The organism is Allokutzneria multivorans (assembly GCF_039537405.1).
Lineage (GTDB): Bacteria > Actinomycetota > Actinomycetes > Mycobacteriales > Pseudonocardiaceae > Allokutzneria > Allokutzneria multivorans.
Genome location: NZ_BAABAL010000003.1, coordinates 159,439 through 184,836, shown reverse-complemented (window position 1 = coordinate 184,836; position 25,398 = coordinate 159,439). Strand labels below are relative to the sequence as shown.

General features: G+C 69.8%; 29 protein-coding genes. 14 read left to right on the top strand and 15 right to left on the bottom strand.

Annotated features, from left to right (window positions below; translation table 11 throughout):
* The first annotated feature begins 28 nt into the window (after positions 1 to 28).
* The gene (locus tag ABD798_RS01080; RefSeq protein WP_344870513.1) at positions 29 to 949 is read left to right on the top strand and encodes a TIGR03564 family F420-dependent LLM class oxidoreductase; all 921 of its coding nucleotides are present in this window, start codon (positions 29 to 31) and stop codon (positions 947 to 949) included.
* A 2-nt stretch (positions 950 to 951) separates the two neighbouring features.
* Positions 952 to 1,311 carry an arsenate reductase family protein gene (locus ABD798_RS01075; RefSeq protein ID WP_344870710.1) on the top strand — a complete coding sequence of 120 codons (360 nt, stop codon included), beginning with the start codon at positions 952 to 954 and terminating at the stop codon, positions 1,309 to 1,311.
* 3 nt (positions 1,312 to 1,314) lie between these two features.
* Here ABD798_RS01075 and ABD798_RS01070 read toward each other — a convergent pair whose 3' ends face one another.
* From ABD798_RS01070 to ABD798_RS01055, 4 genes are read right to left on the bottom strand one after another with little or no spacing between them, the layout of a single operon-like run.
* Positions 1,315 to 2,172: an ADP-ribosylglycohydrolase family protein gene (locus tag ABD798_RS01070; protein WP_344870512.1), complete on the bottom strand. Its 858-nt coding sequence runs from the start codon at positions 2,170 to 2,172 to the stop codon at positions 1,315 to 1,317.
* Between the two features lie 43 nt (positions 2,173 to 2,215).
* Positions 2,216 to 2,923 (bottom strand): ArsR/SmtB family transcription factor, encoded by a 708-nt coding sequence (locus ABD798_RS01065; protein WP_344870511.1) that lies wholly within the window; start codon positions 2,921 to 2,923, stop codon positions 2,216 to 2,218.
* Positions 2,920 to 3,675, bottom strand: a complete 756-nt coding sequence (locus ABD798_RS01060; RefSeq protein ID WP_344870510.1) for an isocitrate lyase/PEP mutase family protein — start codon at positions 3,673 to 3,675, stop codon at positions 2,920 to 2,922. Before ABD798_RS01060 ends, ABD798_RS01065 begins: the two co-directional genes overlap by 4 nt.
* Positions 3,672 to 4,418 (bottom strand): cytochrome P450, encoded by a 747-nt coding sequence (locus tag ABD798_RS01055; RefSeq protein WP_344870509.1) that lies wholly within the window; start codon positions 4,416 to 4,418, stop codon positions 3,672 to 3,674. Before ABD798_RS01055 ends, ABD798_RS01060 begins: the two co-directional genes overlap by 4 nt.
* A gap of 54 nt (positions 4,419 to 4,472) precedes the next feature.
* On the opposite strand from ABD798_RS01055, the gene ABD798_RS01050 reads away from it, so the two are divergent.
* Positions 4,473 to 5,288, top strand: a complete 816-nt coding sequence (locus ABD798_RS01050) for an AraC family transcriptional regulator (RefSeq protein ID WP_344870508.1) — start codon at positions 4,473 to 4,475, stop codon at positions 5,286 to 5,288.
* Positions 5,289 to 5,301: 13 nt separating this feature from the next.
* On the opposite strand, the gene ABD798_RS01045 is transcribed toward ABD798_RS01050, so the two are convergent.
* A complete protein-coding gene (locus ABD798_RS01045; RefSeq protein ID WP_344870507.1) occupies positions 5,302 to 5,703 on the bottom strand; it encodes a hypothetical protein in 402 nt (133 codons plus the stop codon).
* Between the two features lie 197 nt (positions 5,704 to 5,900).
* On the opposite strand from ABD798_RS01045, the gene ABD798_RS01040 reads away from it, so the two are divergent.
* From ABD798_RS01040 to ABD798_RS01030, 3 genes are all read left to right on the top strand, one after another.
* Entirely contained in the window at positions 5,901 to 7,253 is a 1,353-nt protein-coding gene (locus ABD798_RS01040; protein ID WP_344870506.1) for a pyridoxal phosphate-dependent decarboxylase family protein, read from the top strand.
* Positions 7,254 to 7,363: 110 nt separating this feature from the next.
* Positions 7,364 to 8,488: a S1 family peptidase gene (locus ABD798_RS01035; protein WP_344870505.1), complete on the top strand. Its 1,125-nt coding sequence runs from the start codon at positions 7,364 to 7,366 to the stop codon at positions 8,486 to 8,488.
* Positions 8,489 to 8,558: 70 nt separating this feature from the next.
* The gene (locus tag ABD798_RS01030; protein WP_344870504.1) at positions 8,559 to 9,998 is read left to right on the top strand and encodes an SDR family NAD(P)-dependent oxidoreductase; all 1,440 of its coding nucleotides are present in this window, start codon (positions 8,559 to 8,561) and stop codon (positions 9,996 to 9,998) included.
* Here ABD798_RS01030 and ABD798_RS01025 read toward each other — a convergent pair.
* Positions 9,977 to 10,894: an endonuclease/exonuclease/phosphatase family protein gene (locus tag ABD798_RS01025; protein WP_344870503.1), complete on the bottom strand. Its 918-nt coding sequence runs from the start codon at positions 10,892 to 10,894 to the stop codon at positions 9,977 to 9,979. The two genes, ABD798_RS01030 and ABD798_RS01025, sit on opposite strands and share 22 nt — an antisense overlap.
* Before the next feature lie 149 nt (positions 10,895 to 11,043).
* Here ABD798_RS01025 and ABD798_RS01020 point away from each other — a divergent pair, with 149 nt between their 5' ends.
* Complete coding sequence (locus ABD798_RS01020; protein WP_344870502.1) at positions 11,044 to 11,769, top strand: lysophospholipid acyltransferase family protein; 726 nt, start codon at positions 11,044 to 11,046, stop codon at positions 11,767 to 11,769.
* Here the strand turns inward: ABD798_RS01020 and ABD798_RS01015 are convergent.
* Positions 11,766 to 12,275 (bottom strand): DUF1990 domain-containing protein, encoded by a 510-nt coding sequence (locus tag ABD798_RS01015; RefSeq protein ID WP_344870501.1) that lies wholly within the window; start codon positions 12,273 to 12,275, stop codon positions 11,766 to 11,768. The two genes, ABD798_RS01020 and ABD798_RS01015, sit on opposite strands and share 4 nt — an antisense overlap.
* Positions 12,275 to 12,868, bottom strand: coding sequence for a TetR/AcrR family transcriptional regulator (locus ABD798_RS01010; RefSeq protein ID WP_344870500.1), 594 nt, complete (start codon positions 12,866 to 12,868; stop codon positions 12,275 to 12,277). The genes ABD798_RS01015 and ABD798_RS01010 overlap by 1 nt, the downstream gene beginning before the upstream one ends.
* A gap of 114 nt (positions 12,869 to 12,982) precedes the next feature.
* Here ABD798_RS01010 and ABD798_RS01005 point away from each other — a divergent pair, with 114 nt between their 5' ends.
* Positions 12,983 to 14,176, top strand: a complete 1,194-nt coding sequence (locus tag ABD798_RS01005) for a cytochrome P450 (protein ID WP_344870499.1) — start codon at positions 12,983 to 12,985, stop codon at positions 14,174 to 14,176.
* Between the two features lie 4 nt (positions 14,177 to 14,180).
* On the opposite strand, the gene ABD798_RS01000 is transcribed toward ABD798_RS01005, so the two are convergent.
* From ABD798_RS01000 to ABD798_RS00990, 3 genes are all read right to left on the bottom strand, one after another.
* Positions 14,181 to 15,026, bottom strand: a complete 846-nt coding sequence (locus ABD798_RS01000) for a phosphotransferase (RefSeq protein ID WP_344870498.1) — start codon at positions 15,024 to 15,026, stop codon at positions 14,181 to 14,183.
* 19 nt (positions 15,027 to 15,045) lie between these two features.
* A complete protein-coding gene (locus tag ABD798_RS00995; RefSeq protein ID WP_344870497.1) occupies positions 15,046 to 16,158 on the bottom strand; it encodes an HNH endonuclease signature motif containing protein in 1,113 nt (370 codons plus the stop codon).
* Between the two features lie 425 nt (positions 16,159 to 16,583).
* Positions 16,584 to 17,363 carry a hypothetical protein gene (locus ABD798_RS00990; protein ID WP_344870496.1) on the bottom strand — a complete coding sequence of 260 codons (780 nt, stop codon included), beginning with the start codon at positions 17,361 to 17,363 and terminating at the stop codon, positions 16,584 to 16,586.
* 79 nt (positions 17,364 to 17,442) lie between these two features.
* Here ABD798_RS00990 and ABD798_RS00985 point away from each other — a divergent pair, with 79 nt between their 5' ends.
* Complete coding sequence (locus ABD798_RS00985) at positions 17,443 to 17,829, top strand: GntR family transcriptional regulator (protein ID WP_344870495.1); 387 nt, start codon at positions 17,443 to 17,445, stop codon at positions 17,827 to 17,829.
* 89 nt (positions 17,830 to 17,918) lie between these two features.
* Positions 17,919 to 18,743, top strand: coding sequence for a serine hydrolase (locus ABD798_RS00980; protein ID WP_344870494.1), 825 nt, complete (start codon positions 17,919 to 17,921; stop codon positions 18,741 to 18,743).
* Here ABD798_RS00980 and ABD798_RS00975 read toward each other — a convergent pair.
* A complete protein-coding gene (locus tag ABD798_RS00975; protein ID WP_344870493.1) occupies positions 18,700 to 19,812 on the bottom strand; it encodes an MFS transporter in 1,113 nt (370 codons plus the stop codon). The genes ABD798_RS00980 and ABD798_RS00975 overlap by 44 nt on opposite strands.
* Before the next feature lie 51 nt (positions 19,813 to 19,863).
* On the opposite strand from ABD798_RS00975, the gene ABD798_RS00970 reads away from it, so the two are divergent.
* The 4 genes from ABD798_RS00970 (at position 19,864) to ABD798_RS00955 (ending at position 22,949) form a co-directional block, all read left to right on the top strand.
* Positions 19,864 to 20,439: a TetR/AcrR family transcriptional regulator gene (locus tag ABD798_RS00970; RefSeq protein WP_344870492.1), complete on the top strand. Its 576-nt coding sequence runs from the start codon at positions 19,864 to 19,866 to the stop codon at positions 20,437 to 20,439.
* Positions 20,436 to 21,578 carry a hypothetical protein gene (locus ABD798_RS00965; protein ID WP_344870491.1) on the top strand — a complete coding sequence of 381 codons (1,143 nt, stop codon included), beginning with the start codon at positions 20,436 to 20,438 and terminating at the stop codon, positions 21,576 to 21,578. The genes ABD798_RS00970 and ABD798_RS00965 overlap by 4 nt, the downstream gene beginning before the upstream one ends.
* Before the next feature lie 116 nt (positions 21,579 to 21,694).
* Positions 21,695 to 22,279 (top strand): M23 family metallopeptidase, encoded by a 585-nt coding sequence (locus ABD798_RS00960; RefSeq protein ID WP_344870490.1) that lies wholly within the window; start codon positions 21,695 to 21,697, stop codon positions 22,277 to 22,279.
* A 313-nt stretch (positions 22,280 to 22,592) separates the two neighbouring features.
* A complete protein-coding gene (locus ABD798_RS00955; RefSeq protein ID WP_143261848.1) occupies positions 22,593 to 22,949 on the top strand; it encodes a hypothetical protein in 357 nt (118 codons plus the stop codon).
* Between the two features lie 22 nt (positions 22,950 to 22,971).
* On the opposite strand, the gene ABD798_RS00950 is transcribed toward ABD798_RS00955, so the two are convergent.
* Genes ABD798_RS00950 through ABD798_RS00940 form a run of 3 tightly spaced genes read right to left on the bottom strand, consistent with a single transcriptional unit; the run spans position 22,972 to position 25,280 of the window.
* Positions 22,972 to 23,988 carry a CobW family GTP-binding protein gene (locus ABD798_RS00950; protein ID WP_344870489.1) on the bottom strand — a complete coding sequence of 339 codons (1,017 nt, stop codon included), beginning with the start codon at positions 23,986 to 23,988 and terminating at the stop codon, positions 22,972 to 22,974.
* A gap of 15 nt (positions 23,989 to 24,003) precedes the next feature.
* Positions 24,004 to 24,603, bottom strand: coding sequence for a TetR/AcrR family transcriptional regulator (locus ABD798_RS00945; protein ID WP_344870488.1), 600 nt, complete (start codon positions 24,601 to 24,603; stop codon positions 24,004 to 24,006).
* The gene (locus ABD798_RS00940; protein ID WP_344870487.1) at positions 24,603 to 25,280 is read right to left on the bottom strand and encodes a YqeB family protein; all 678 of its coding nucleotides are present in this window, start codon (positions 25,278 to 25,280) and stop codon (positions 24,603 to 24,605) included. Before ABD798_RS00940 ends, ABD798_RS00945 begins: the two co-directional genes overlap by 1 nt.
* Positions 25,281 to 25,398: the final 118 nt, after the last annotated feature.

The window sequence follows — 25,398 nt, the reverse complement described above, 5'->3', positions numbered from 1 at the left end:
CGCTGAGCCAGCGCCGGTTTCCCGTCTCATGACGATTGGTGTGATCCTCGACGCGGCCGGGCCCAACGCGGTGGACGACCTGGTCGCGCAGGGCCGGGCGGCGAAGGACTACGGGCTGGGCTCCGCCTGGTTCGCGCAGCGCTTCGACGTGGACGCGATCGGTGTCGCCGGGCTGATCGGCCGCGAGGTGCCGGGCCTGCGGGTGGGCACGTCGGCGGTCCCGATCTTCGCCAGGCACCCGATCCTCGTGGCCTCGCAGGCGGCGACCGCGCAGGCCGCGACGCACGGCCGGTTCTCGCTCGGCGTCGGGCTCGGTGCGAAGGGGCTCGTCGAGCCGACCTTCGGGATCGGCTACGACCGGCCCATCGCGCAGCTGCGGGAGTTCCTCACCGCCACGCGCCAAGCCCTGGAGACCGGCTCCGCCGAGGTTCGCGGCGAGACGCTGACCGCGGTCACCCCGTGGCCCTCCCCGGTCGCGGGAGCCCAGCCCGCTCCGCAGATCCTCGTCGCCGCGATGGGTCCGCAGGCGTTGCGCGCCACCGGCGAGCTGGCCGACGGGACGTTGCCGTTCCTCGCCGGGCCGCGCGCGCTGGGCGAGCACATCGTGCCGACGATCACCGCGGCGTCGTCCACCGCACCGCGCATCGTGGCCCTCGTGCCGACGATCATCACCGACGAGGTCGACGAGGCCCGTTCGCGGTTGGCGGAGAACTTGGCCTTCTACGACGGGATTCCCTCCTACCAGAAGGTGATCGAGCGCTCCGGCGTGGAGAAGGCCGTCGATCTGGCCCTCATCGGCGACGAGGTCAGCGTGGCCGCCGCGATCCGCGGGTACTTCGACGCCGGGGCCACGGAGGTCGTGCTGTCGCAGACCGCGCTCGGCGGGGAAGCCGCGCGGGAGCGGACCTGGCGCTTCGGCGGCGAGCTGGCTCGTAGTATCTCCGCGTGAGCATGGAGATCTGGATCAACCCGGCGTGTTCCAAGTGCCGGTCAGCGCTGTCCCTGCTGGACGCCGAGGGCGCGGACTACACGATCCGCCACTACCTCCAGGACCCGCCGAGCGTGGCGGAGCTGGAGCGCGTGCTGGAGCGGCTCGGCCTGGAGCCGTGGGACATCGCGCGCCTCGGTGAGCCCGTCGCGGCCGAGCTGGGCTTGAAGTCGTGGGAGAGGACGGCCGAGTCGCGCGCTCAGTGGATCGAGGCGATGTCCGCCAACCCCAAGCTGATCCAGCGGCCGATCATCACCGCCGAGGACGGCACCGCCCGTGTCGCGCGCACGCCAGAGGCCGTTCGCGAGGCGCTGGGGTCCTGAGGTTCAGTCGATCGGCTCGCACGCGGCCAGCCACTCCGGCGGCACGCCGTCCAGGCCCGTGCGAGCCGCCACGACCCCGCCGACGATCGCGCACGTCGTGTCGACGTCGCCGCCCGCGGCTGCCGTGGCCCACAAGGCTTCCACGAGGTCGTCGAGGTGCCGCGCCGCGCACCACAATGCGAACGGCACCGTGTCCACCGCTGAGATCCGGCGCCCCGTGCCCAGCGTTGCGCCCGCGTTGCGCGAGTCCGTGCCGAAGGCGATCTTTGTCGCTCGGAGCACCCCCGTGCGCACCTCGCTCTCCGGCAGCCGCTGCGCCACTTCGCCGAGCAGGTCCGCGTTGTCGACCCCGCGCACGCTCAGCGCCGTCGCGAGTGCCACCGCGACCGCGCCGGTGATCGCTTCCGGGTGAGCGTGCGTCACGCCCGCCGATTTCCCGGCCTGCACAAGGAGTTCGTCAAGGTCGTCGGCGAACCACGCGCCCAGCGGAGCCACCCGCATCGCCGCTCCGTTGCCCCACGAGCCCTGCCCGTCGAACTGCCTCCGCGCCACGTCCCGCCACGACTGTCCACTGTGGATAGCCGCGAGGACCTCGTGCATCGTCGCGCCGTAGTCGCGGTACGGGTCCGCCGTGTACGTCGCGCCGAACTCCGCCGCGAGCGCGTCCTGGTCGACCTTGCCGTGCGCGCTCAGCACCCGGAACAGCGCGAGCGCCATCGCCGTGTCGTCGGTCCACCGCCAGTGCCCCGGCGCCACCCGCCGCCTCCTCAGGTCGCCCTCCCTCGCGAACCACGTCTGCCCGAAGGCATCGCCCAGCGCAAGACCACGCAGGGAGGACTCAGCTGACCGACTCGGTGACATGACCCGATCGTGCACGGTAGAGCCGCGGATTTCACGAACTTTGTCAGGTTGGGGCGTCCTCGTTCAGCTCAGCGGGCTCGATGCCGAGGTGATCGCGCAGTTCGGCCAGGCCCAGCGGGGTCACGCGCACGGCGCGCTGCGAGCCGATCCGCACGGCCCACCCGCGCTCCAGAACGAGCAGGCACAACTGCGCCGCAGCGGGTCCGGCGAGGTGGTCGCGGCGCTCGGTCCAGTCCAGGCACGGCTTCACCAGCGGTCGCTTCTCGCTGCTGGGCAAGGAGATCTCCAGCTCGGAGAACCAGTCGACCCCGGTGTCGGTGAGCGCGAAGCCGGTGTCGCGGCGGAGCAGGCCGCGCGTGGTCATGGCGTCGGTGATGGCCACGCCGAGCCTGCCCGCGAGGTGGTCGTAGCAGGTGCGACCCCTGGCGAGGGCGGCGCTCGCGCGGTGCTGGCGCAGCCCGGAGACGGGGGCGGGCCGCACGTGGGCGGACATCGTCTCGATCAGGCTCGCGACGTCGTCGTCGGCGAGGCGGACGTAGCGGTGGCGCCCTTGACGGCGCTCGTCAAGGAGCCCGCCCTGGACGAGTTTGGAGATGTGCTCGCTCGCGGTGGACCGGGCGACTCCGCACAGTGTGGCCAGCTCACCGGCGGTCCACGCACGCTTGTCGAGCAGGGCGAGGCACATGGCCGCCCGCGTCTCGTCGGCGAGCAGCCCGGCCAGCGCGGCGAGTTCCGGTCCCACGGCGGTCATAGTCCCAGCATGTTCACGGTCTCGTCGTATCCGGGGATGCCGGGAGGTACTGGGTGCTCGTCGCGCACGGCCAGCGCGGTGGCGACGGTCGCGTGCACGGCGGCGCGGAAGAGCAGCGAACCGGTGCTGATCCGGCTCACACCGAGCCCGGCCAACTCGGTGACGGTGTGCTTGCCGGGAAGGAAGAGCAGGTTCAGTGGCGCGTTGACCTGCTCGACCACGGTGGCGATCTCCTCAGGTTTCGCCATGCCCGGTACGAAGACCCCGTCGGCACCGGAGTCCACATAGGCCTCAGTCCGGACAAGGGTCTCCTCCAGCGAGGAGTCGCCGAGCCAGTACGTGTCGGTGCGCGCGTTGACGAACAGCCCGGGGACTCTGCGCTTGATGGCCTCGATCAGCCCGCACAGGACCTGGGGATCGATCATGGCGTCCTCAAGGTTGACCCCGACCGCGCCTGCGTCGGACAACTGCGCGGCCAGGTCGGCGACCTCGGCGGGATCGGCGCTGAAGCCGGATTCGATGTCCACGGTGACCATGCCGGGCAGCTTCGCGATCAGTTTCGTCAGCGCGATCGTCTCGGCGCGCGCCGCACCGGTCGCGTCGGGCAGGCCGTGCGCGGCAGCCACGCCGAGGCTCGTGGTGCCCACCGCCGGGAACCCGGCGTCGAACAGCGCGGCGGCTGACGCGTGGTCCCACGCGTTCGGCAGCAGCAGCGGTGCTCCGGGTCGGTGGAGATCGGCGAAGGCGGTCATCGAGGACTCCCTTCCAGGACACCGGCGGCGATCGCCAGCGCGTGGTTGTCACCGGGGCAGGGCCGCAGCCCCGCGCCGAAGATCAGGTGCACGTGGTTGTTCGGCCGGCTCACGTCGAAGGTCTCCGGGTCGGTGAACACCGCCGGATCGCGGTTCGCCGCAACGAGATCCAGCTCGACCAGCGTGCCGTCCAGGTGTTGCCTGCGCATCACGGGGATCGGCGGCGAGTGCCTCAGCGTCTCGGTCAGCACGGCCTCGGGTGTCCCGAAGTCTTTGTACGGCAAGGCGTTCCTGATGAGCGCGGCCGTCGATGCGGCGGCTTGGAGCAGCACGCAGGCGCGCGCAGCCGTGGGCTCGTCACGCGTCCCGCCCAGCGCCGCGATGAGGCTGTCGACCGCCGCGTCGTCGGCGGGAGTCGGCTCCACCGGCGGCAGGTAGGCGCGCGCCGCCGCGAGCACCACTGCCGGTTCGACCGCGATGCCCAGGGCTTCGGCCAGCACCTCCACGGCGGCGGTCTCCGGCGAGCGCCCGCTCGCTCGGCGCCGCAGCGCGTCCGGGGAGAGCGCGCGGAGCGGCGCCTCGACCAGGGCGCGGCGGCGCGCGTGCGCGGCACCGGAGCTGAAGCGGCACACGGCTGAGCGCAGCCAGCCGAGCGCGGAATCGCGCTCCGGGGGCGGCACAACGCTCAGGTCCGGGTCCGCCAGCGCGGCGCTGACCTGGTCGTACGTCCGAAGAACGAGCATGCGTAGACGGTAGAGCGGGAACTGTTCGGTGGCCGCCGAACGTACTGTGGGCTCATGGCGGTGGCCGAGCCCGCGCGGTACTGGCGGCATCCGAGCGTGCCCGAGCTCGACCTGTTGGCGGCTCGGTTCGTCCGGCACGCGTTCACCCGGCACAGCCACGAGACCTACGCGGTCGGCGTCGTGGTGAGCGGCGCGGAGCTGCTGCTCGTGCGCTCCGACGCGCGGACGATCGGTGCGGGCGGCATCGCGTGCATCAACCCCGGCGAGGTGCACAGCGGCCACGCCGCCGACTCCGCCGGGTGGGCTTACCGCGTGCTCTACCCGACCGTCTCGCTGGTGTCCGACGTCGTGCGCGAACTCGGCGGTCCGACCGGAACTCCCGCTTTCACCGCCGAGACCAGCTACGACCGCGCCGTCGCTTCAGCGGTCCTCGCCGCACACCGCTCCGCCGAGCACTCCGAGCACCTGGCCTCAGAAACGCTTCTGTACCAGGCAGTTCAGCTCCTGTGGCAGACGCGCGGCACTCAGGCTCGCGAACCCGTCCAGCGGAGGGCGGGCGACCGAGCACTTGACCGCGCCCGTCACGTGCTCCTCGACCGGATGAGCGCGCCCCCGAGCCTGGACGAACTGGCCGCCGAAGTCGGCCTGGGCCGCTTCACCCTGCTCCGAGGCTTCCGCGAGCGCTTCGGCCTGCCCCCGCACGCCTACCTCAACCAGGAACGCGTCCGCCGCACCCGCGCCCTGCTCGACTCCGGCACCCGCCCGGCCGACGCCGCCACTGAAGTCGGCTTCGTCGACCAGGCCCACCTCTCCCGCCACTTCCGCCGCATCCTCGGCGTCGCCCCCGGCGCCTACCTCCGCGGCCGGTGAGCGCAGAAAAGAATCAGCCGCGCAGGCAGGGCGCGGGGATGTAGCCGATCCTGTTCTTCTCGGCAACCCACACGGTCTGGTACCAGGTGTTGTCCTCGTTGGAGCATGCGCGGTGGTTCTCGCCGTCGCGAACGAAGTACGTGCACTGGCCGAGCTGCTTGTCCCAATGCCCGTTCACCAGGGTGACGGTCTGGCCCTTCGTGATCGTTCCGAGGCTGTTCGCGTCGCTCTTGACCGGGTTCGGCCTGATCTTCACGTCGTGGCTGGCCTTGGCCGGGCCGTAGGTGGTGTGAGTCGCCGCGCAGTCAGCAGTCACGGTCGGGGCGGCCTGCGCGGAGGGCACGACGAGGCTCAGAGAAGCGACCGCCACACCGACGACGGCTGCGGCGAGGGGACGCGCGAAAAGCGTGATCATCAACTACTCCAGAATGTGAAACGTATTTGCGCGCGAATCGACGCGCAATACGGAATAACCTAACACCCGACTCGAATCACAATTGCGCAAGCGGACCATTGGAACCCGATCGACGGATTCACGCCTGCATGAACTCACAATGCAGGGTGCAATAACGTACAAGACGGGGTCCACCTGGGATTTCTAGCCTGGCAGACATGATCTTCGATCCTGAACGGGACCAGCTGGCGAGCATGATGGCGGCGACGCGGGACTTCGCGGCGGAGTTCCTGGAGGGGCTGCCGACGGCGCCCGCGTCCCGCGTGACGGCGGCTGTCAAGTACGACGGGCCGGAGGAAACACCAGGGGACTTCGCGGAGCTGCTGGAGACGTTCAAGAGTGCGGCGCGGAACGCGGTGGAGACGGCGGGGCCGGGGTACCTGGCGTACTTCCCGGCGGGCGGGTTGGTGTCCTCGGCGCTGGGCGAGTTCTTGTCATTGCTGGTCAACAGGTTCACGGGCGTGGCGTCCATGGCGCCGGACCTGGTGGCGATGGAGGACAGCGTCATCCGGTGGCTCTGCCGCGAGTTCGGGTTGCCGGACGGCGCGGGTGGAGTGATCACCACGGGCGGCTCGCTGGCGACGCTCGCGGCGGTGGTCGCGGCCCGGGAGAGCAGAACGCCCGAGAACGGGACGATCTACGTCACGGAGCACACGCACCTCAGCGTCGCGAAGGCCGCGCGGATCGCGGGGCTCCGAGCGGACCAGCTGCGGATGGTGCCGGTGACGGAGGACCAGCGCATGGACGCGGACGTCGCCGAGGAGCTGATCACGGCCGACCGCGCGGCGGGACGCGAGCCGTTCCTCATCGTCGGCACGGCGGGCAGCACGAGCACGGGCACGATCGACCCGCTGGACGCGCTCGCGGGGATCGCGGAGCGGCACGGGTTGTGGTTCCACGTCGACGGCGCGTACGGCGGCGGGTTCCAGTTGACGGAGCGCGGGCGGGCGAAGCTGCGCGGCGTCGAGCGCGCGGACTCGATCACGATCGACCCGCACAAGACGATGTTCCTGGCCTACGGCACGGGAGTCCTGCTCGTGCGCGACCCGGCGACGCTGCGCACGGCGCACACGGTCGACGCGACCTACCTCCAAGATCTCCAACGCGACCCGTGGCCGCCGGACTACTGCGACTTCGGGCCGGAGTTGACGAGGGAGTTCCGGGGCCTGCGCATGTGGCTGCCGCTGCACCTGCACGGAGTCGCCGCGTTCCGCCACGCCCTCGACCAGAAGCTGGACCTCGCCGAGGACGTGCACCGCGAGCTGAGCGCCCTGCCCGAAGTGGACGTTCCGCTGAAGCCGGACCTCACGGTGAACGTCTTTCGGCTGAACGGAGCAGGCGATGCGGAGAACAGACGCTTACTGGAGAGCATCAACGCGACGGAAAGGGTTTTCCTGTCCAGCACACGTTTGCGCGGCGACTATCTGCTGCGGATGTGCGTGCTGAGCCACCGAACCGAACCGTCCAGGGTGACCGAAGCACTCGCGATTGTTCGGTCGTTGGTTCGGTAGCCACTGGCAACTGTCGGCAGTTAATCTTCCCAGTGCACGAGCCAGCCCCGACGTGATGCCGCCGCGCCGGGTATGCGCCCCTCATCTCCCTGCCACGTATGAGGAGCACCATGAAGCGGCACGTCATCCTCAGCATGTCCGTGTTAGCCATGACCGCTTTCTTAACGGTCCCGGCGACCGCCCAAGAACTATCTCCGGGCCTCGTCTCAGCGATGCAGCGCGATCTCGGCATGACCGAATCGCAGGCGCAGCAGCGCATCCGCCAGGAAGCGGAGATCCGCAAGATCGAAACCTCCGCCGAACAAGCAGCGGGAAAGGCGTTCGGCGGTTCCTGGTTCGACCCGGAAAAGGGCAGGCTCGTCGTCGGCGTGACCGACGACAAGGCTGCCGCCGCCGTGCGTGCGACCGGGGCAGAGGTCGCCAGGGTGAGCCGGACCGCCGCCGAGCTGGACGCGGCGCAGAGCCGGATCGACGGCGTCGCGAAAACGACGAAGGCGCCCGACGCGGTGCACAGCTGGCACCCGGACCCCAAGTCGGGCAGCGTCGTCGTGACCGTGGGCGCGGAAACGCCTGATGTCGAGGCGTTCCTCGCCGAAGCTCGCAAAGCCGGACCCGTCACGGTGCGCAAGAACGCCGCGCAGCCGAAGACCTACGCGGCGGGCACGGTGGGCGGCGATCCGTACTACGTGCCGGTGTCGGGCGGCTACGTCCGCTGTTCGATCGGGTTCTCCGTGCACGGCGGCTTCGTGACGGCGGGCCACTGCGCGGGCACGGGCGCCAACACACAGGGCTGGGACTGGTCGGCGCAGGGCCAGTTCGCCGGATCTTCCTTCCCCGGCAACGACTACGCGTTCGTCCGCACGGGCAACGGTTGGTGGACGGTTCCGGTCGTGCTGGGCTGGGGCGCGGTCTCCGACGTGCTCGTGCGCGGCCAGTGGGAGGCGCCGGTGGGCAGCTCGATCTGCCGTTCCGGCTCCACGACGCACTGGCGTTGCGGCCAGGTGCTGGCCAAGAACGAAACGGTCAACTACGGCAACGGCCAGCTCGTGCACCAGCTGATCAAGACCAGCGCGTGCGCGCAGGGCGGCGACTCCGGCGGCTCGTTCGTCACCGGCGACCAGGCCCAGGGCATGACCTCCGGCGGCTGGGGCGACTGCAACTCCGGTGGTGAGACCTGGTTCCAGCCGCTGACCGAGGTGCTCAACGCCTACGGGCTTCGGTTGCACACCGGCTGACCTGGGTGTCGTCTCGGACCCCGTACAGTCTTTCCGGCAGGTACGGGGTTCGAGACGACGGTAAGTGGTTATGGCGACGGCGGACGTGGACACGGTGGGCATCGACCCGGCGAGGCTTGAGGAATGCCTCAAGGTCCTGGCGGAGGCGGACGAGCTGCCGCCGGAGCACCCGGACGTCGTCCGGCTCCAGCGCGCGACATCGCGGCTGTACAAGGGCGTCAAGAAGCGCAAGCGCACGATCCGGCGCGACGCCGTGACGGCCGCCGACAACGCGGTGACCGCCGCGACGGCGACCGGCTCGCCCACGCGCATCGACGACGAGACCGAGGGCATCCCGCTGGTCTCCAACGTCACCGGAGCCACGGCGGGCACCCTGCTGCGCGCCCGCGCTTGCTACACCTGCAAGAACCGCTACCACGAGGTCGACGCCTTCTACCACCAGCTCTGCCCGCCGTGCGCGAAGCTCAACCGCGACCGCCGCGACGCGCGCACCGACCTCACCGGGCGCCGCGCGCTGCTCACCGGTGGGCGGGCGAAGATCGGCATGTACATCGCGCTGCGGCTGCTGCGCGACGGCGCGCACACCACGATCACCACGCGCTTCCCCAACGACGCCGTCCGCCGCTTCGCCGCGATGCCGGACAGCGCGGACTGGCTGCACCGGCTGCGCATCGTCGGCATCGACCTCCGCGACCCCGCGCAGGTGGTGGCGCTGGCCGACTCGGTCGCCGAGCAGGGGCCGCTGGACATCCTGATCAACAACGCCGCGCAGACGGTGCGCCGCTCCCCCGGCTCCTACGCCCCGCTCGTGGCCGCCGAGTCCGACCCGCTGCCCGCGGGCGAACTGCCGGAGATGATCGCCTTCGGCCACATCAGCGACGCGCACCCGCTGGCGCTGACCGAGCTGACCAGCAAGAACCACCTGGACGTGACCAGCCTGGCGCTGCGCGCGGGCTCGGCCTCGCTGGAGCGCATCGCCGACAACACCGCGATCGACGCGGGCGGGCTCGTCCCCGACCTGCACGACATCAACAGCTGGACGCAGAAGGTCGAGGAGGTCGAGCCGCTGGAGATGCTGGAGGTCCAGCTGTGCAACGCCACCGCGCCGTTCATCCTGGTCAGCAGGCTGCGCCCGGCGATGGCCGCCTCGACCGCGCGCCGCAAGTACGTCGTGAACGTCTCCGCGATGGAGGGCCAGTTCAGCCGCGCCTACAAGGGGCCGGGCCACCCGCACACGAACATGGCCAAGGCCGCGCTGAACATGCTCACCAGGACCAGCGCCCAGGAGATGCTGGACAACGACGGCATCCTGATGACGGCGGTGGACACCGGCTGGATCACCGACGAGCGCCCGCACCCGACCAAGATCCGCCTGGCCACGGAGGGCTTCCACGCCCCGCTGGACCTGGTGGACGGCGCCGCGCGGGTCTACGACCCCATCGTGCGCGGTGAGGCGGGCGAGGACATCTTCGGCTGCTTCATGAAGGACTACGCGCCCTCGGCCTGGTAGGCCAGCTCCGCGACCACGGCGCGGTGGTCGGTCCCGGGCAGCGTGTGCTCGGAGGCCGAGACCGCGCGCAGCGACCGGCCGTGCAGCACGTGGTCGATCTGGATCACCGGGCGGTCGGCGGGCCACGTCGGCGCCCACCCGCGCCCGAGCTCCGCGTGCACGTCGGCCAGACCCGCTGCGAGCAGCTCGCGCATGGGCGTGTGGTCCAAGGTGGCGTTGAAATCGCCCAGCATCACCACGTTCGGCCCGGCCTCGGCCCGCAGTGCGCGGAGGTCGGCCGTCCACGCGGCGGGCTTCTCCACCGGCCAGAGCGTGTGCACGCCGATGATGCGCACCGGATGCCCGCCGACCACGACCGTCGCGGTGGTCTGCGGCCAGGTCGTCGGCTGGTTCACGAGTCCGCCCGCGCTCAGCGGCAGCCGCGAGTAGATCGAGGTGTCGATCTCCGGGTGGAGTTCGCGGTGCGGCATCAGCTCGCGCATGCCCGCCTCGTCCAGCAGTCGCACGCCGTTCGGGCCCAGCTCCTGCACCGCGAGCACGTCGACGCGCTGCGAACGAACCAGCTCCACCAGTGCTCTCGGGTCCACGTTGCTGTGCAGGGAGTTGCTGGTCGCGACCCGCAGCCTCGGCGCGTCGGCGGCGACCTCCGCTCCGTCGGCGACGAAGCGCGGCGCGAGCCACAACACCTGCAACGCCACGAGAGCCGCCGCTGCGACGGAGAGCCACTTGGCACGCAGTGCCAGCAACGCCGGAAGAACGATCACGGTTCCGACCGCCGCGAAGGGCAGCCCGGAGATCGGCAGCGCGAACGGCGTACCCGCGTCGAGCCCGACCAGACGCACCACCACCAGCACGAACACGGCACCGAGCGCCACGGCGCAGAGCACGACGACCACCTTGCGGACCTTTGATCCCACGAACAGTGGACGCCGTCGGCCGCCTAGGGTTGGCGGCGACGTGACCCACGACATAGCGCGGGCCGCTCAGCACGCCCTAACTTCGAGATGTCCGGTTTCCCCTGCCCCAGATCGGTCGATGAACACTCATGGCTGAGATCGTCTACCCCCCGGTGATCGCGCTCGCGAAGACGATGTTCCGCGTTCTGGACATGCGGATCAGGGTCGAAGGCGCAGAGCACGTCCCCAACGAGGGCGCAGCGGTGCTGGCGAGCAACCACGTGAGCTACCTGGACTTCATCTTCTGCGGCCTCGGCGCGCAGCCGGCGAACCGGCTGGTGCGCTTCATGGCGAAGAAGGAGGTCTTCGACAACGTCGTCGCGGGGCCGCTGATGCGCGGGATGCACCACATCCCGGTCGACCGCAAGGCCGGGGAGGCCGCCTACGACGAAGCGCTGGCGGCGCTGCGCGGCGGCGAGGTGATCGGGGTGTTCCCCGAGGCCACGATCAGCCGCTCGTTCACCGTGAAGGACATCAAGTCCGGGGCCGCCCGCATGGCAGCCGCCGCAGGCGCGCCGCTACTGCCGATGGCCGTCTGGGGCACGCAGCGGATGTGGACCAAGGGCCGTCCGCGCGCGCTCGGCACGCGGCACCTGCCGATCACCATCCTGATCGGCGAGCCGCTGCACCCGACTCCCGAGCAGGACCCGAACGAGGTCACCGCCGAGCTGCGCGAGCGCATGACCGAACTGCTCGACAAGGCGCAGCGCTCGTACCCGGAGAGCCCCGCTCCCGACGAGACGTGGTGGCAGCCCGCGCACCTCGGCGGCTCCGCGCCGACGCCGGAGGAAGCGGCTGAGCTGGACGCCCGCTAACCGGCGAGCGCGCGGAGGTAGCGGCCGGTGACGGCGTCCTGAACCAGTCGCGCCAGCGGACCGGCGAGCTTGGCCAAGGTGCTCGCCGGTCGGGAGAACGCGCTGATCGTGAACGTGATGCTGCCGTCATCCTGTTGCTGTAGAACGAATTCCTCCTCGCCGCACTCCGGATGTCCTGGCAGCGTGCCGTAAGCGAAGCCGCTCTGCCGTGGCTCAGCGATCACGCGAACGACTCGGCACGGAGCACGCACGAAGCCGATGCGCAGGACCACGACGGTGTCCAGCCGCAGCGGCTCTTCGGAGGCGACGACGTGCAAGCCCGCGCGCCGATGCACCTGCCAGCTGAGCAAATCCCTTGTCGCTGAAGCGAAATCGGCGCCTTCGGGCAGCACCGCGCTGTGCGTGAACGTCCGAAACCCCGGCGGCGGCGCCCCTTCGGACGGGTAGGTCAACGGCGCGGCCCGCAGTGCGGCGACTCGCTCGGCGTCACGTTGTTGGGAGCGCACTAGCCGCGCAGCTCCGGCAGCGGCGTCGCGCCCTCCGGGCGGAGGCCGTCCAGCACCAGCGCGAGGTAGCGGCGCCAGTCCCACTCCGGCGAGCGCACCACGCGCAGCGCGCCCATCACCATGTACGTCAGCGGCGGCAGGTCCTCCGGGGTGAGGTCCGCGCGAACGCACCCGGCGGCCTGCGCCCTGGCGACGATCACGTTGAGCGCGCTGAAGAAACGCTCGTGCAGGCTCTCACCGACCGCGCCGAGGTTCTTCGCCGCGAGGAAGGTGCAGTGCTCCTCGCAGGCGAGGTTCAGCGCCGACTCCAGGGACGACACCACGCCTTGCCACGGGTCCTCCGACACCAGCGCGGACTCCAGCACCGGCGCCACGCGCTCGTCATAGCGCCACACCAGCACGGCCGCGACCAGGTCGTCCTTGCTCGCGAAGCGGCGGTAGAGCGTGGCGACGCCGACCCCGGCCCTGCGCGCGATCTCCTCCAGCGAGACCTCCGGCCCGTCCTCGGTGAAGGACTGGCGCGCGGCGATCACCAGGCGCTCCGCATTGCGCAGCGCGTCCGCGCGCAGGGGTCGCTGACCTGGGGCGTTCATGGACGTGACGGTATCAGATGAGAGTGGGCTATCAGTTGTGCTAGCTTCGGTGGGGAGCTAACCGAGAGTTCCATATCGGATTAGCGGTTGACCCACCACAGGAACGGGACCGCGATGACCGACAGCCCTCTGCCCGTGATGACCGAGGCCCCCGTGCACATCCGGCGCGACGCCTTCGACCCCACCCCCGAGCTGGCCGCGCTGCGCGAGCGGGCCCCGGTCACCAAGATCCGCACCATGTGGGGCGCGGACGCCTGGCTGGTCACCCGCTACGAGCTGATCCGCGAGGCGCTGGGCGATGCCTCCCGTTTCGCCAACAACCCCCGGCACGCCGCCGATCTGCCGCCGTTCGCGCGGCAGGAGGCTTCCGGGATGCTGCTCAACTACGACCCGCCGGAGCACACGAGCCTGCGCAGGCTGCTCACGCCGGAGTTCACCGTGCGGCGCATCCGCAGGCTCCAGCCCAGGATCGAGGCGATCGTCGAGGAGCACCTCGACGCGATGGAGCAGGCCGGGCCCCCGGTCGACCTGGTGCAGGCGTTCGCGCTGCCGATCCCGTCGCTGGTGATCTGCGAGCTGCTCGGCGTGCCGTACGAGGACCGCGAGGACTTCCAGCGGCTGAGCAACCTCCGCCTGGACATGTCGGTCGCGATGGAGGAGCGGCTCTCCGCGACCCAGGAGTCGTTGGCGTACATGGCGAAGCTCGTCGAGAGCCAGCGCGCGGACCCCGGCGAGGACATGATCGGCATGCTGATCCGCGAGCACGCCGACAAGGTCACCGACGCCGAGCTGGTCGGGGTCGCCGACCTGTTGTTGCTGGCAGGGCACGAGACCACCTCGAACATGCTCGGCCTCGGCACGCTGAAGTTGTTGCAGCACCCCGACCAGCGCGCGCTCGCCGCGTCCGACGAGCACGTCGACGCGGCCGTCGAGGAGCTGCTGCGCTACATGTCGATCACCCACACCATCGCCCCGCGCTGGGCGATCGAGGCCACGGAGCTCGGCGGCCAGCGCATCGGCAAGGGCGATCTGGTGATCTTCTCGATCCCGGCGGGCAACCGCGACCCGGCGATGGGCGAGAACCTGGAGCAGCTCGACATCGGCCGCAAGACCGCCCCGCACCTGGCGTTCGGCCACGGCGTGCACCACTGCCTGGGCGCGCCGCTGGCCCGGATGGAGATGCGCGTGGCCTACCCCGCGCTGCTGCGACGCTTCCCCAAGCTCCGCCCGGCCGTCCCCGTCGAGGAGGTCGAGTTCCGCGCGTTCTCCGTGGTCTACGGCTTGGCGTCGCTGCCCGTCACCTGGTGAAGCTCTAGCTGAGCGAGTCCAGCGCACTTCGCAGGAACGCGTCGCGCCGCGCGGTCAACGTCGCGCCGTCGAGGTCGGCTCGCCCCTGGTCCTGGATCGTCGATTCCCAGTCGGTCAGGTCCGGGGGCGTGGCCAGCGCGGCCACCACGTCCCAGTAGGCCACGTCCTCGGCGGCTCGCCCGGCCCGTTGCCGCCATCCCGTCAACACCGCCGCTGCCGCCCCTCCGCCGAACATCAGTTCCGCGTCGCACCGCAGCGATCCCAGGTCCACCCCGGGATGCCCCACCCCAGCGCAGTCCCAGTCCACAATGGACGTCAGCGCCCCGTCGAGCCACATCGTGTTGCCCTGCCACAGGTCCCCGTGCACGAACACGCTCACCCCTGTCGGCTCAGCCACCTCGGCCACAGCGGCCGCCGCCTCCACCAGCAACGCCGAGGCCCCGTCCCGCTCCCGCCACCGATCGAAATCGGCGAGTTCGATCGGCCGCCTCCGCACCGGCAAGTCCTTGCTGGGAGCCATTTCCACCCCGTGCACCCCGGCCGCCGCCGCGCCCAGTGCCACCAACCGCTCCGCCGTGGCCCGCTCCGGGATCTTGCTGCTCCCCGCCACCACCGTGAGCAGCATCAGCCCTTCACCGACCGCGATCAGCCTCGGCGCCGGGACACCGTTCTCCTCGGCCACCCGCAGCGCCGCCACCTCCGTGACGAAGCCTTCTTCTCCCCCGCGCAGCACCGCTTCCGTGCCGTCCGTGTACGTCAGCAGCCACGGCGCACCGCCTTCGCGCAGTCCACGGGAACTCACGACCCGTTGTCCCACCACGGTTTCAGCCCAGCTCAGCGCTTCACCCATCTTCGGAGCCTAGTGCTCCCTAGAACGGCGCCGGTTCGGCGATGGGCACCGGGTGCACGTCCTCGGTCTTCCCGTTGGGTGTGGTCCAGGTGTGTGTCCCGTCGGGTTGGTTGGTGCACTTCCAGTTGGAGTGGGTCTTCATCCGATGATGGCGCCTGCATTTCGGCCGCAGGTTGTTGAGTGTCGTGTTCGTCCCGTCGAACGGGCAGCAATGATCCAGGTCGCAGCGATGAGCTGGCTGGTTGCAGCCGATCGCCATGCACGTGGGATACCGGGCGGCGATGAGTTCGCGTTGTTGCGGGGATGGCCGGTAGACGTGGCTGATCTCTTCAGCCATGCCGGTCATGGGGTCGGTCAAGATCCGCTTCCAGATGCCGCCTGCGGCGATGTCCCGGCCGATGCGGGCCGGGATGGGGCCGTAGCCGCCGAGGATCGCGGGGTCGTTGGTCATACCGAAGGCTGAGGTGATCGGCATCGTCAGATACACCATCGTCTGACCCTGCGGCGCCGGAGTGTCATGGCCCAACAACAAGTCCCGGGCGACATCGGACCGCTTCTGATCCAGAGTCCGGTCATCCTTCGGGAGGGATCGGGCGATGCGGTTGACGTGGTCATAGACCATCGCCGCGTCATGGGCGGTCATCATCAACCGGATGAGAGCCATGCCGTCGTCGAGGTTGATCTTCTCGACCATGCGGGCCTTGCGCTTCTCCGTGAACCTACGCTCAGCAGCCTTCGGATCAAGTCGGTGGATGAACCGAACCGCGTACTGCCGCGTGGTCGAGTAGGAGTTCTTCTCCGCATGCGCCAACAACGCCTCCTCAGCGACCGCCGCGTGTGCGGCCGAGAGAACCCGCAGCAGATCGATGATCATGAGCGCTTTGCCCTCATCAACTCGGCCTTCGACCATCGCCTTCAACACTCCCGGGCGGGAGGTGAGGTCGGTGGCACGGTCAATCAACCAACCCGCTTTCACCCTCGACACGCGCAGTTCACGCATCAACAGCTCTTCAGAAAATTCCCGATCACGAGGCTCAAGATCAGATACATAGTGGAGCAGGGTCACCGAAAACTCAGCCACGGCTTTACCCATACCCACGAAGGCCGCCTTCAGGACGGCATCAGGGTCCATACTCCTATTCTATACGAATAAAATAGACGATCATGGCTCTAAAGGATGAATTGCCAGGCGTCGACAACGCCGAAAAAGCCCCACGCTGGAACGTAAGTCGCACAACAAAACTGGGTCGGCTTTACCTGGGGTGCGCGTGCCATACGCTTGTCCGCGAGGGCCGGGATCCATCCCGTGCCCGCCCGGCCTACCACGGCACGCGCAAGGGGCCCCAGGTCAAGCCGACCCCCACGCTGGAACCGACGCGGGCTGGAAGCCCAGCCGTCCCCCCGCTGGAAGCCCAGCCGGTGCCAACTGGAAGCCCAGCCGTACCCCACCAGGAAGCCCAGCCGGTGCCAGCCGGAAACCCAGCCGTCCCCCGCCGAAAGCCCAGCCGTACCCGACCAGAAACCCCAGCCGTCCCCCACCAGAAACCAGCCAAACCCTCACTTACACCGAATACCAGAGCTCAACATCAAGAACGAAGCAACCTTCCCGTCCTCGACATCAAAAGCCAGCTTCCACTCCGGCTTCCCCTCCACGGCCACCGAGTACCGCCCCCGGTCCTCCACCATCCCCCGACCCTCATAAGCCTTCTTCAAATCCGCCACGGACGTCCCGCGCCCCACACCTTCCTCGGTCTTCGCGAACGGTGGCGCCGAGATCAGCCTCAATTTCCCGCCCCCGAACGACACACCCCCGAACTCGTTCGACCGCCGAATCCGAAAAGACGACCGCGCCGAAGACTCCGCCGAGGCGACGGACATCTTCTTCAGCGCCTCCGCCGACTTCGCGAACAGATCCGCCGACACGGCGTAGTCCTCGGCCGACTTCCCGCCCTTGGCGCGGTGCTCGTCGAGTTTGACGCGGATGTCGTCGTTCTCCTTCTTGGCCGCGTCGTAGCTCTTCTCCGCCGCGGCTTCCAGTGCCATGCGCGCGGGCTCGGGCAACGGGCCGCCGACGAAGGAGTAGTCCTCGCAGCCGGTCACCACAGCCACCGGGCCGGGGCCGAGCGCGCCGGTGGCGATGGCCTCGTCCTTGGTCATGCCGATCTTGAGTTTGCCGAAGCGGTCGGGGCCGAAGGCCGTTGCCTCCGCGCCCTCCTTGGTGCCGAGCGGCAGGTCCTCGTCGAAGAGCCAGATCGCCCCTCCGGCGACCAGGCCTGCCACGACGACGCCCGCGGCGATGCCGATCCAGATCTTGCGCGTGCTTCCCCCAGTGCTCATGACGGGATCCTAAGTCAGCGGATCCAGCGGTTTTTGCAGGTGAGCGCGTCGTCACAGGGGGCACGGCTATGCTGACCGCGTGATCGAGTTCCGGATCGACCAGCGGTCCGGCGTCGCGACGTACGTCCAGCTGGTCCAGCAGGTCGAACAGGCCCTTCGCCTCGGGATGCTCTCCCCCGGCGACCAGTTGCCGACCGCGCGCGAGGTCGTCGAGGCGACGGCGATCAACCCCAACACAGTGTTGAAGGCCTATCGCGAGCTGGAGCGCGCCGGGCTGGTCGAGGCCAAGCGCGGCATGGGCACCTTCGTGCGCCGCTCGCTGGGCTCGGGGCAGACCGGCCGCAACTCACCGCTGCGCTACGAGCTGGCGAAGTGGATGGGGCACGCGCGCGCCGCAGGCCTGGGCAAGGCGGACCTGGACGCGCTGTACACGGACGTGCGCGCGGAGCACTTCCCCGGCCCCTGACCACCCTTTCACTACTTAATTGGTGAAAGGGTGCAACCCTCGCTCGGACGGCGCGTCCTCTGAGCATGAAACGACGCACGCTCCTGGTCGTGGCACCGGTGGTGACCGCGGCCCTCGCCGTCGCACTCGGCGTCGCACTGTGGCCCAGCCGGGACGCGTGGGCCTCCTCGTGCACGGGAGAGATCTCGCCCTCCCGCCAGTCCGCCGAGGTCAAGGACGCCGCGCGGGCGATCCAGTCGGCCGCGCGCGGCGCGTCGGCGGGCATCGCGATGGTGGACCTGACCGGGTGCACCGACGTGGCCGGGGCGAACGCCTCCGCGCTGTTCCCCTCCGCCTCGGTGGTGAAGCTGCTCATCGCCCTGGATGCCTTGGCAGGCAAGGAGTCCGATCCCGCAGGGCTGGAGCGGATGCTCTCGCTCAGCGATGACAAGGTGGCCAGCGAGCTCTGGACGGCCAACGGCGGCGCGGCGATCGTGCGCAGGATGAACGAGCGCATCGGGCTCCAGCACACGCGCCCGCCCGCCAGGGCAGGCCGCTGGGGCGAGACGTTGACCTCGGCCGCCGACGTGGCCCGGATCTACCAGCACATCTCGGCGAAGCTGCCCAAGGAGCGGCGCATCGCGCTGACCGACGCGCTCTCCTCGGCTCCGCGCACTGCGGCGGACGGGTTCGACCAGTACTTCGGCATCCCCAGCGGGCTCTCCGACCGGGAGTGGGCGATCAAGCAGGGCTGGGGCAGCACGGACGACCGCGTGGTGCTCAACACGACGGGAATGGTTGGCGGCAAACACAAGTACGTGGTCGTCGTGCTGACGAGCTGGCCGAAGAACACCTCGTGGCCCACCGCGACGAAGGCGGTCACGAAGGCGGTCAGCGAGCTGCACGGACTGGTCGGCTCGACGAGCCTGCCGTGACCGCCGGCGCGACGAGCGCGACACCGGCGGCGACCGCGAAGGCGGGCAGCCACCCCGCCGCGTCGATCAGCCAGCCCACCACCGCGGCGCCGACGACCTGACCGGTCGACAGCGCCAGGAACGACGCCGCGACGGCAGAAGCGTTGCCAGCGGCCAACACCATGACCGCGGTCAAAGCAACGTAGCTCGCACCAAAGACAGCAGCCGCAACGAACGCCACACTTGGCGTCACAGCAAGGAAAACCGTGGCAGCGGCGAGTGCGGCGGTCAACGGCCGCCAAGCTCGCTCAAGTCCGACCTTCGCCACCACGTCACCGGTCATCGCGGCCACGATCCCAGCCGCACCAAGCACGATCCAGAACAGCGCCGAGCGCCCGCCGTCGAAGCCGCCAACGGTGACCACGAGATCCCTCCCGAAGGTCAGGAACGCCGCGCTCGCAGCACCGACGACCGCGCTGGCGATCACCAACCGTACGGGTGTCCGCCCAGCACGCACCACTTTTCCTTGGCTCACCGGCAAATCCCGGCCCGCGACGAAGACGGCGACAGCCGAGGCGAGGCTCAGCGCGGAGAAGAACACCCACGCCACCCTCCAGTTCCCACTGGCGAGCAACGCCGACGGTCCGCTCACGAGCACTCCGACTCCCGTGCCCGCGTTGACGATCGCTTGCGCCGCACCACGACGAGCCTCAGCGACGCCCCGGTTCACCATGGACACCAACGGCGGCGTGGCCAGCCCGGTGCTCGTGCCCGAGACGAGCACGCCGAGCACGAAAGCCGTTCCCGAACTCGCGGTGGCGATCAACGCGGTCCCGGTCGTCGCGGTCGCCGCCGCCAGCACCGCGGTCCCCCGGTCGCTCCACCGCGCCGTCAGCAGCGCGCTGAGCACGACAGCGAAGCAGTAGGCGGCGTAGCCCGCCGACGCCAGAGCACCGGCCGTGGCCGCGCTCATCCCGAACTCGGCCCGGAACTCCGGCAGGTACAGCCCGTAGGCGTAGCGGCCGAGCCCGTAGGTGACGGCGATGACGGCCACTCCGGCCGCGACCAGCCGTGCTTCGCCAGGTCTCACGCATCCTCCTATAACGCCCGTTCTACTAGAACGCACGTTATACTCACTCGCATGCCGACGAAGCGCAAGCCCACCCCGCCGCGCGGCACCGCCCGCGAACGCCTCATCGCCGCGGCCGACGAGCTGTTCCGCAGGGACGGCATCGCCGCGACACCGGTCGACCGCGCCGTCGGCAGGGCGGGCGTGGCCACGATGACGCTCTACCACCACTTCTCGGGCAAGGACGGCCTCGTGGTCGCCTACCTCGAACACCGGCACGAGCGCTGGACGCGGAACTGGGCCGAACGCACCGACGCCGCCGAGTCCACAATGGACAAAGCACTGTCCGTCTTCGACGCGCTGCGGGCGTGGGCGGACTCCGGCGAGGTCGAGCGCGGCTGCGCCTTCGTCGACGCGGCGGCCGAGCTGACCGACCGCGAGCACCCCGCGTGGGCGGTGATCAACCGGCACAAGGCGGAACTGCTCGCCCGGCTGAGCGAGCTGACGGGATCGGCGGAGGCGGGCGAGCGCGTGCTTCTGCTCTACGAGGGCGCGCTGATCGGGTTGCTCATCGGCCACCTCGACGACCCCGTCGGCCAGGCGAGGGCCGCCGCGCAGACAGTGCTGGAAAGGGCTCAGCACCAATGAAATCCTTCTCACCGGCGCACGAACTGTCCGCCCTTCCAGCCGGTGCGGCGATCGACGAGGAGTTGGCCGCCAAGGTGGGGTTGCGCCCGGGGACACGCCTGAGCCGATTGAGCTCGCAGTGGGCAGACCGGCCAGCACCGGGTCCGCTCGGTGGCGGCGTGCTGCCCGAACTGGAGCTGCACGGGGGCGCCAGCCGCCATCCCCACGTTCCGGCGTGGGTGGCCCTGCTGGGCAGTGAGATCGAGTGGATCAGGCAGGAAGCGGCCCGGGGTCTGCGTTGGCTACCTGTCGAGGGGGTGCCGGGGAAGGACCGCAACTCCCTCGCCGAGCTGATGCGGGCCGTGCGGCGCTCACGCATGCCGGTCAAGGCGCGCAACGCCGCGCTCTACTTCTTGGCCGAAATCGGCTGGTACGAGATCGAACCGGCCGACCGAGCGCTGCTCCAGCGGCTGATCCGGACCAAGCTGGCGCAGCCCGAAGTTCCCGCGCTGGTGACGTTCCACGACGTCACGTGGTTCGCGGTGTCCACGAGCGACCAAGCCGCCGTTCTGGACGCGTTGGGCCTGTGCGATCCGCTACCGGTGACCCTGAGCATGGGTCTCGGTCTCTTCACCTCCGGCTGGGACTGGCACCACGACCAGGTCTTCGTGACTCCCGTGCTGGACGGGTGGACTCTCCTGCTCTCCCGAGATTTCCTCGTCGAGGACGCCGGCCGCCTGTGCGAAGAACTCAGTCGTCGCTTCGGTACCGCTCACCACTACACGGAACTGACGGATGCCGGGGGCGGCGAGCACACGAGCTGGCGTGTCGCCGAATCTGGTGTCACGGTGCTGACGTGCGGGCACGGCGAAGCGATTCCGCGCATCGGACCTCCGGACCCGGTGACCGGCCGCACGCCGACCGTTGACGAGCTGCGCGTCCGGATCGGCCGGCGCGGACATCACCCGAACCCGCCGCCTCCCTTCCCCGGATGGGAGTTCGCGGCGAGGACCGTGGCGGGAAGCTTGTCGGTGTGCCCTCGGACGCTCGGTCCGCACACCCGCGTCGAAGGAACCGGGGTCATCGCGGCGTGGAGACAGACGAGCTTCCGCCGCGCGGGCGCGTTCCCGCTCGGCGACGGAGCGTGGTCCTTCGGGTGATGACAGCGCTTCTCGACCTGCGGGATTCGGCCTCGGGTTGAACGTAGGCGATGTGCAAGTGCACCCGCCTACCGTCATTGGGCATTCGCTTTCCCAACCACACCAGGAGGGTTCGAATGCACCGCACCACCATCGGCGTGTTCACCGCGATCCTGCTCTCGGCAGGTCTGCCCGCGCTCGCCAACGCGGCGCCCGCCCCGGACGAGGCGTCCATCGCCGCCAGGCCCGCCTTCCAGCTCCCGTTCGACTGCAACTCCAAGTGGCGCCTGGACACCTGGGCCCACGCTCCCGCGCTGGACATGGTGAAGGAGCCCAACCAGGTCGGCACCGAGGGCGCCCCGTACCGGGCGTCGGCCGACGGCGTCGTGCGCCAGTCCTTCTACCACTCCAACGCGGGCAACATGATCCAGATCAACCACGGCGGCGGCTGGTTCACCACCGGCATCCACCTCCAGTCGCGGGCCGTCGCGGTCGGCGCGCGGGTCACCCGCGGCCAGATCATCGGTCGCGTCGGCAAGACCGGGCCGACCTCGAACGGTCACCCGCACCTGCACTACGAGCAGGCTTTCGACCGCAACGGTGACGGCTTCGCCTCGTGGGGCGGGCCGGGAACCGAGCGCGTCCGCCCGTTCTTCAACGGCGTCGAGTACGGCCAGGCCAACGGTCGCACCTGGCGCAACGTCGTGAGCCGCAACTGCTAGAGGTTCCGAGTCGGACCGCGTCGAAGTCGGCACCCCCTGCACGCCTTCTCCGCGGTCCGGCATTTTCCCTGCGCGCCAAGGACTACGCCCGGCACCGACGACCGTCCGGTTGAGCCGATCCCGCCCGCACATCATCTTCGGCGGAAGATTTTCCCTTGCCCGTCAGACATCTTGGCGTTTGCCCTAGCCGGAGGGCGCACGAGCCTCCCCGCCGGAACGTCCCTTTAGTCGATCTTCACCCGAAAACGCACTCATGATCCAAAAGGCGCATGTGGTTGCGACGAATGGTCGAGCATTCGCCTACACTGCGCACGTGAGTCATATGCCCGTGATCGCGGCGCTGCGCCAGGTCGTCGACGACATGGTCCGAGGCCTGCGCGCCCTCTCCGGCCACCAGCTGCCGATCGCCGCGATCTCCGAGCTCGTCATCCAGTTCGAGGCCGAGCTCGCCGTGATCGAACCCTCCCTGACCGCGCTCGCCGTCCGCGAACCGCACGGTGCCGTCACCGACACGATCGCCCTGCTGGCCAAGGCCCGCGCCGCGCTGTCGGCGGAGACCTTCGACCCGGCGGCGATGCAGCCCGCGCTGCTGCGCCTGCGCACCGCCGCGCGCCGGCTCGAGGAGGAGGACGCCGCACCGATCCCGGTCGGCGCCCACCGCGCCTCCTGAACCACCGCGCTTCCTGATCCCCCTACCGCAGGTACGGCGCGATCAGCAGCATCGCCTGCTTGTCCGAGGGCGCGGGGTCGGTCTCCACGCACTCCGCCAGCGCGGCCCGCACGGCGTCCGCGTCGATGCCCGATCCGATCAGCACCAGGTGGGTGTGGTGTGCCTGCCCCTCCTCCCACCGTGAGCGCTCGAACCGCAGGAACCCGCCGACGGTGTGCAGCACGTGCTTCTGCCGGTGCCCCGCCAGTCCGAAGTGGACGAACCCCTTCACGCGGTACAGCCCGGCCGGCCTGGAGTCCAGGAAGGCCATGAGGCGCCTGGGGTTCAGCGGTAGCGCCGAGCTGAACTCCACGCTCTCGTAGGCCGCGTGCACATGACCGGAATGGTCGTCGTCGTGCGCCAGGTCGTCGAAGGACAGCTGCCGCACGACCTCCTCGCGCCTCGGCCGCTGCTCGAACAGCAGCGCGGGATCGACGCGGCCGTGCGAGGTCGGCAGCACCGGCTTGCCCTCGCTCAGCTCGATCACCTTGGCGCGCAACGACTCCTGCCGTTCCGCGTCGACGCGGTCGATCTTGTTGAGCACCACCAGGTCCGCGTACCTGAGGTGCTTGTCCAGTTCGGGGTGGCGCTGCCTGCTGGACTCGAACTCGGCGCCGTCGACCACCTCGACCAGCCCGCCGTAGCAGAGCCTCGGGTTGTCGCTCGCCAGCACCATGCGGATCATGTCGCGCGGTTCGGCGAGCCCGCTGGCCTCGATGACGATCACGTCGATGCCCGCGCCGGGCCGGGCGAGGCGCTCCAGCAGCTCGTCCATGCCGGAGGCGTCCACCAGGCAGCACAGGCATCCGTTGCCCAGCGAGATCATCGAGTCGACCTGCCCTGCCACCTGCATCGCGTCGATGTTGATGCTGCCGAAGTCGTTGACCACCACGCCGATCCGCGTGCCACCACTGGCCGAGAGCAGGTGGTTGAGCAGCGTCGTCTTGCCCGAGCCCAGGAACCCGGCGACGATCACGACCGGGATCTGCTCGCGCCCCAACGCTTCTCTCCTCTGCTAGCGGACGTTCAGGAACCTGGTCAGGATAAGGCGGAGCATCTCGACCTCCTCGGCCACCACCAGGTTCCGGTCCATGCTCACCCTGAAGAACGCGGCATCCACCAGCGCGGCGATCCACCCGGCCGCGCGCCCCGGGTCGAGCCCGGTATCGATCAGCCCCTTCCCGGCGGCGCGCACCAGCAACCCCTTCAGCCCGTCCTGCAACTGGATCTCGTTGCGCGCCAGCACTTCCGCCAGTTCAGGATCGCGCCCGGCCTGCGCGGAGACCTCGGCGACCAACCCGGGCGCGCTCGGATCGGACAGCGGTCCCACCAGCCCGTCCACCACCGCCAGCAGCCCGGCGACGGGGTCCTCGACCTCGTTCGCGCGCTCCAGCAGTTCGGCGTGCTCCCGCCCGTCCAGCTCGAAGATCCCGACGAAGATCGCGCGCTTGCTGGGGAAGTAGTGGAACAGGCTGCCCGAGCTGATCCCCGCGCGCCCGCAGATCTCCGCGGTGGTGGTCCGCTCGAAACCCTTGCGGGCGAAGCACTCCGCAGCCGCTTCGAGGATCAGCAGTCGCTTGGCCTCGTGCTTGGCCGGATCGACCGTGCGAGCCATCACCCGGTGCCGGTCATCCGCCAGTACTGGCGTTTGCCGTCGTCGCGCACCACCACGCCCAGCCTGCCCAGCTCGGAGCGCAGCAGCCGCACGTCCTCGCTCTCGCCGCCGCTGATCGCCCGTTTCCTGGCCTTCAGCAAGGCATCCGCGCCCGTGGGCAGATCCGGGGTGTCCTCGACCCAGAGCCGGTACTCCGCCGCGTGCGGGTCACCCTCGTCCAGCCAGCGGTAGCCGCTCGCCCCGAACGCCTCGCGCAGCTCCGCCGCAGGCAGATCGGTCTTCTCCGCCGCCAACTCCGCCCCGTCCGGGCCGAGGAGCACAAGTCGTTTGCCGTCAAGGAAAACCGCGTCGACCTCGGTGCCGTCGACCTCCGTGGTGTTGTCTCCGCGCCGGAAGACCACGCGCTCGCGGGAGACCGAGACCTCCGTCATGTCCAGTGCTCCCAGGAAGGCGAACCCCAGGCCGAGCACCGCACCGCCGCAGACCAGCACCCACGATGGCGCCTGCTCCGCGAGCTTGAAGGGCCCTTGCATCGGCACCCATCGCAGGGTCAGGACCCACTCCGCGAGCGGCTTCACCAGCCAGCCGAACACCGCCCCCAGCGCGGGCGCCCCGAACCACAGGAGGTTCCGTTCCCACTGCTTGTGAGCGACGACGCGCTCCCCCGAACCGGTCACGCCGACAATACTAGAGCAGCCGCTCTGTTTATGACCCACGACCCCGTCCCCCGCGTTGTTGATCACCACCCTGACCGGAGGGATCACCAAGCGACGCAAGGAGGTCGCTCTTCGAAAA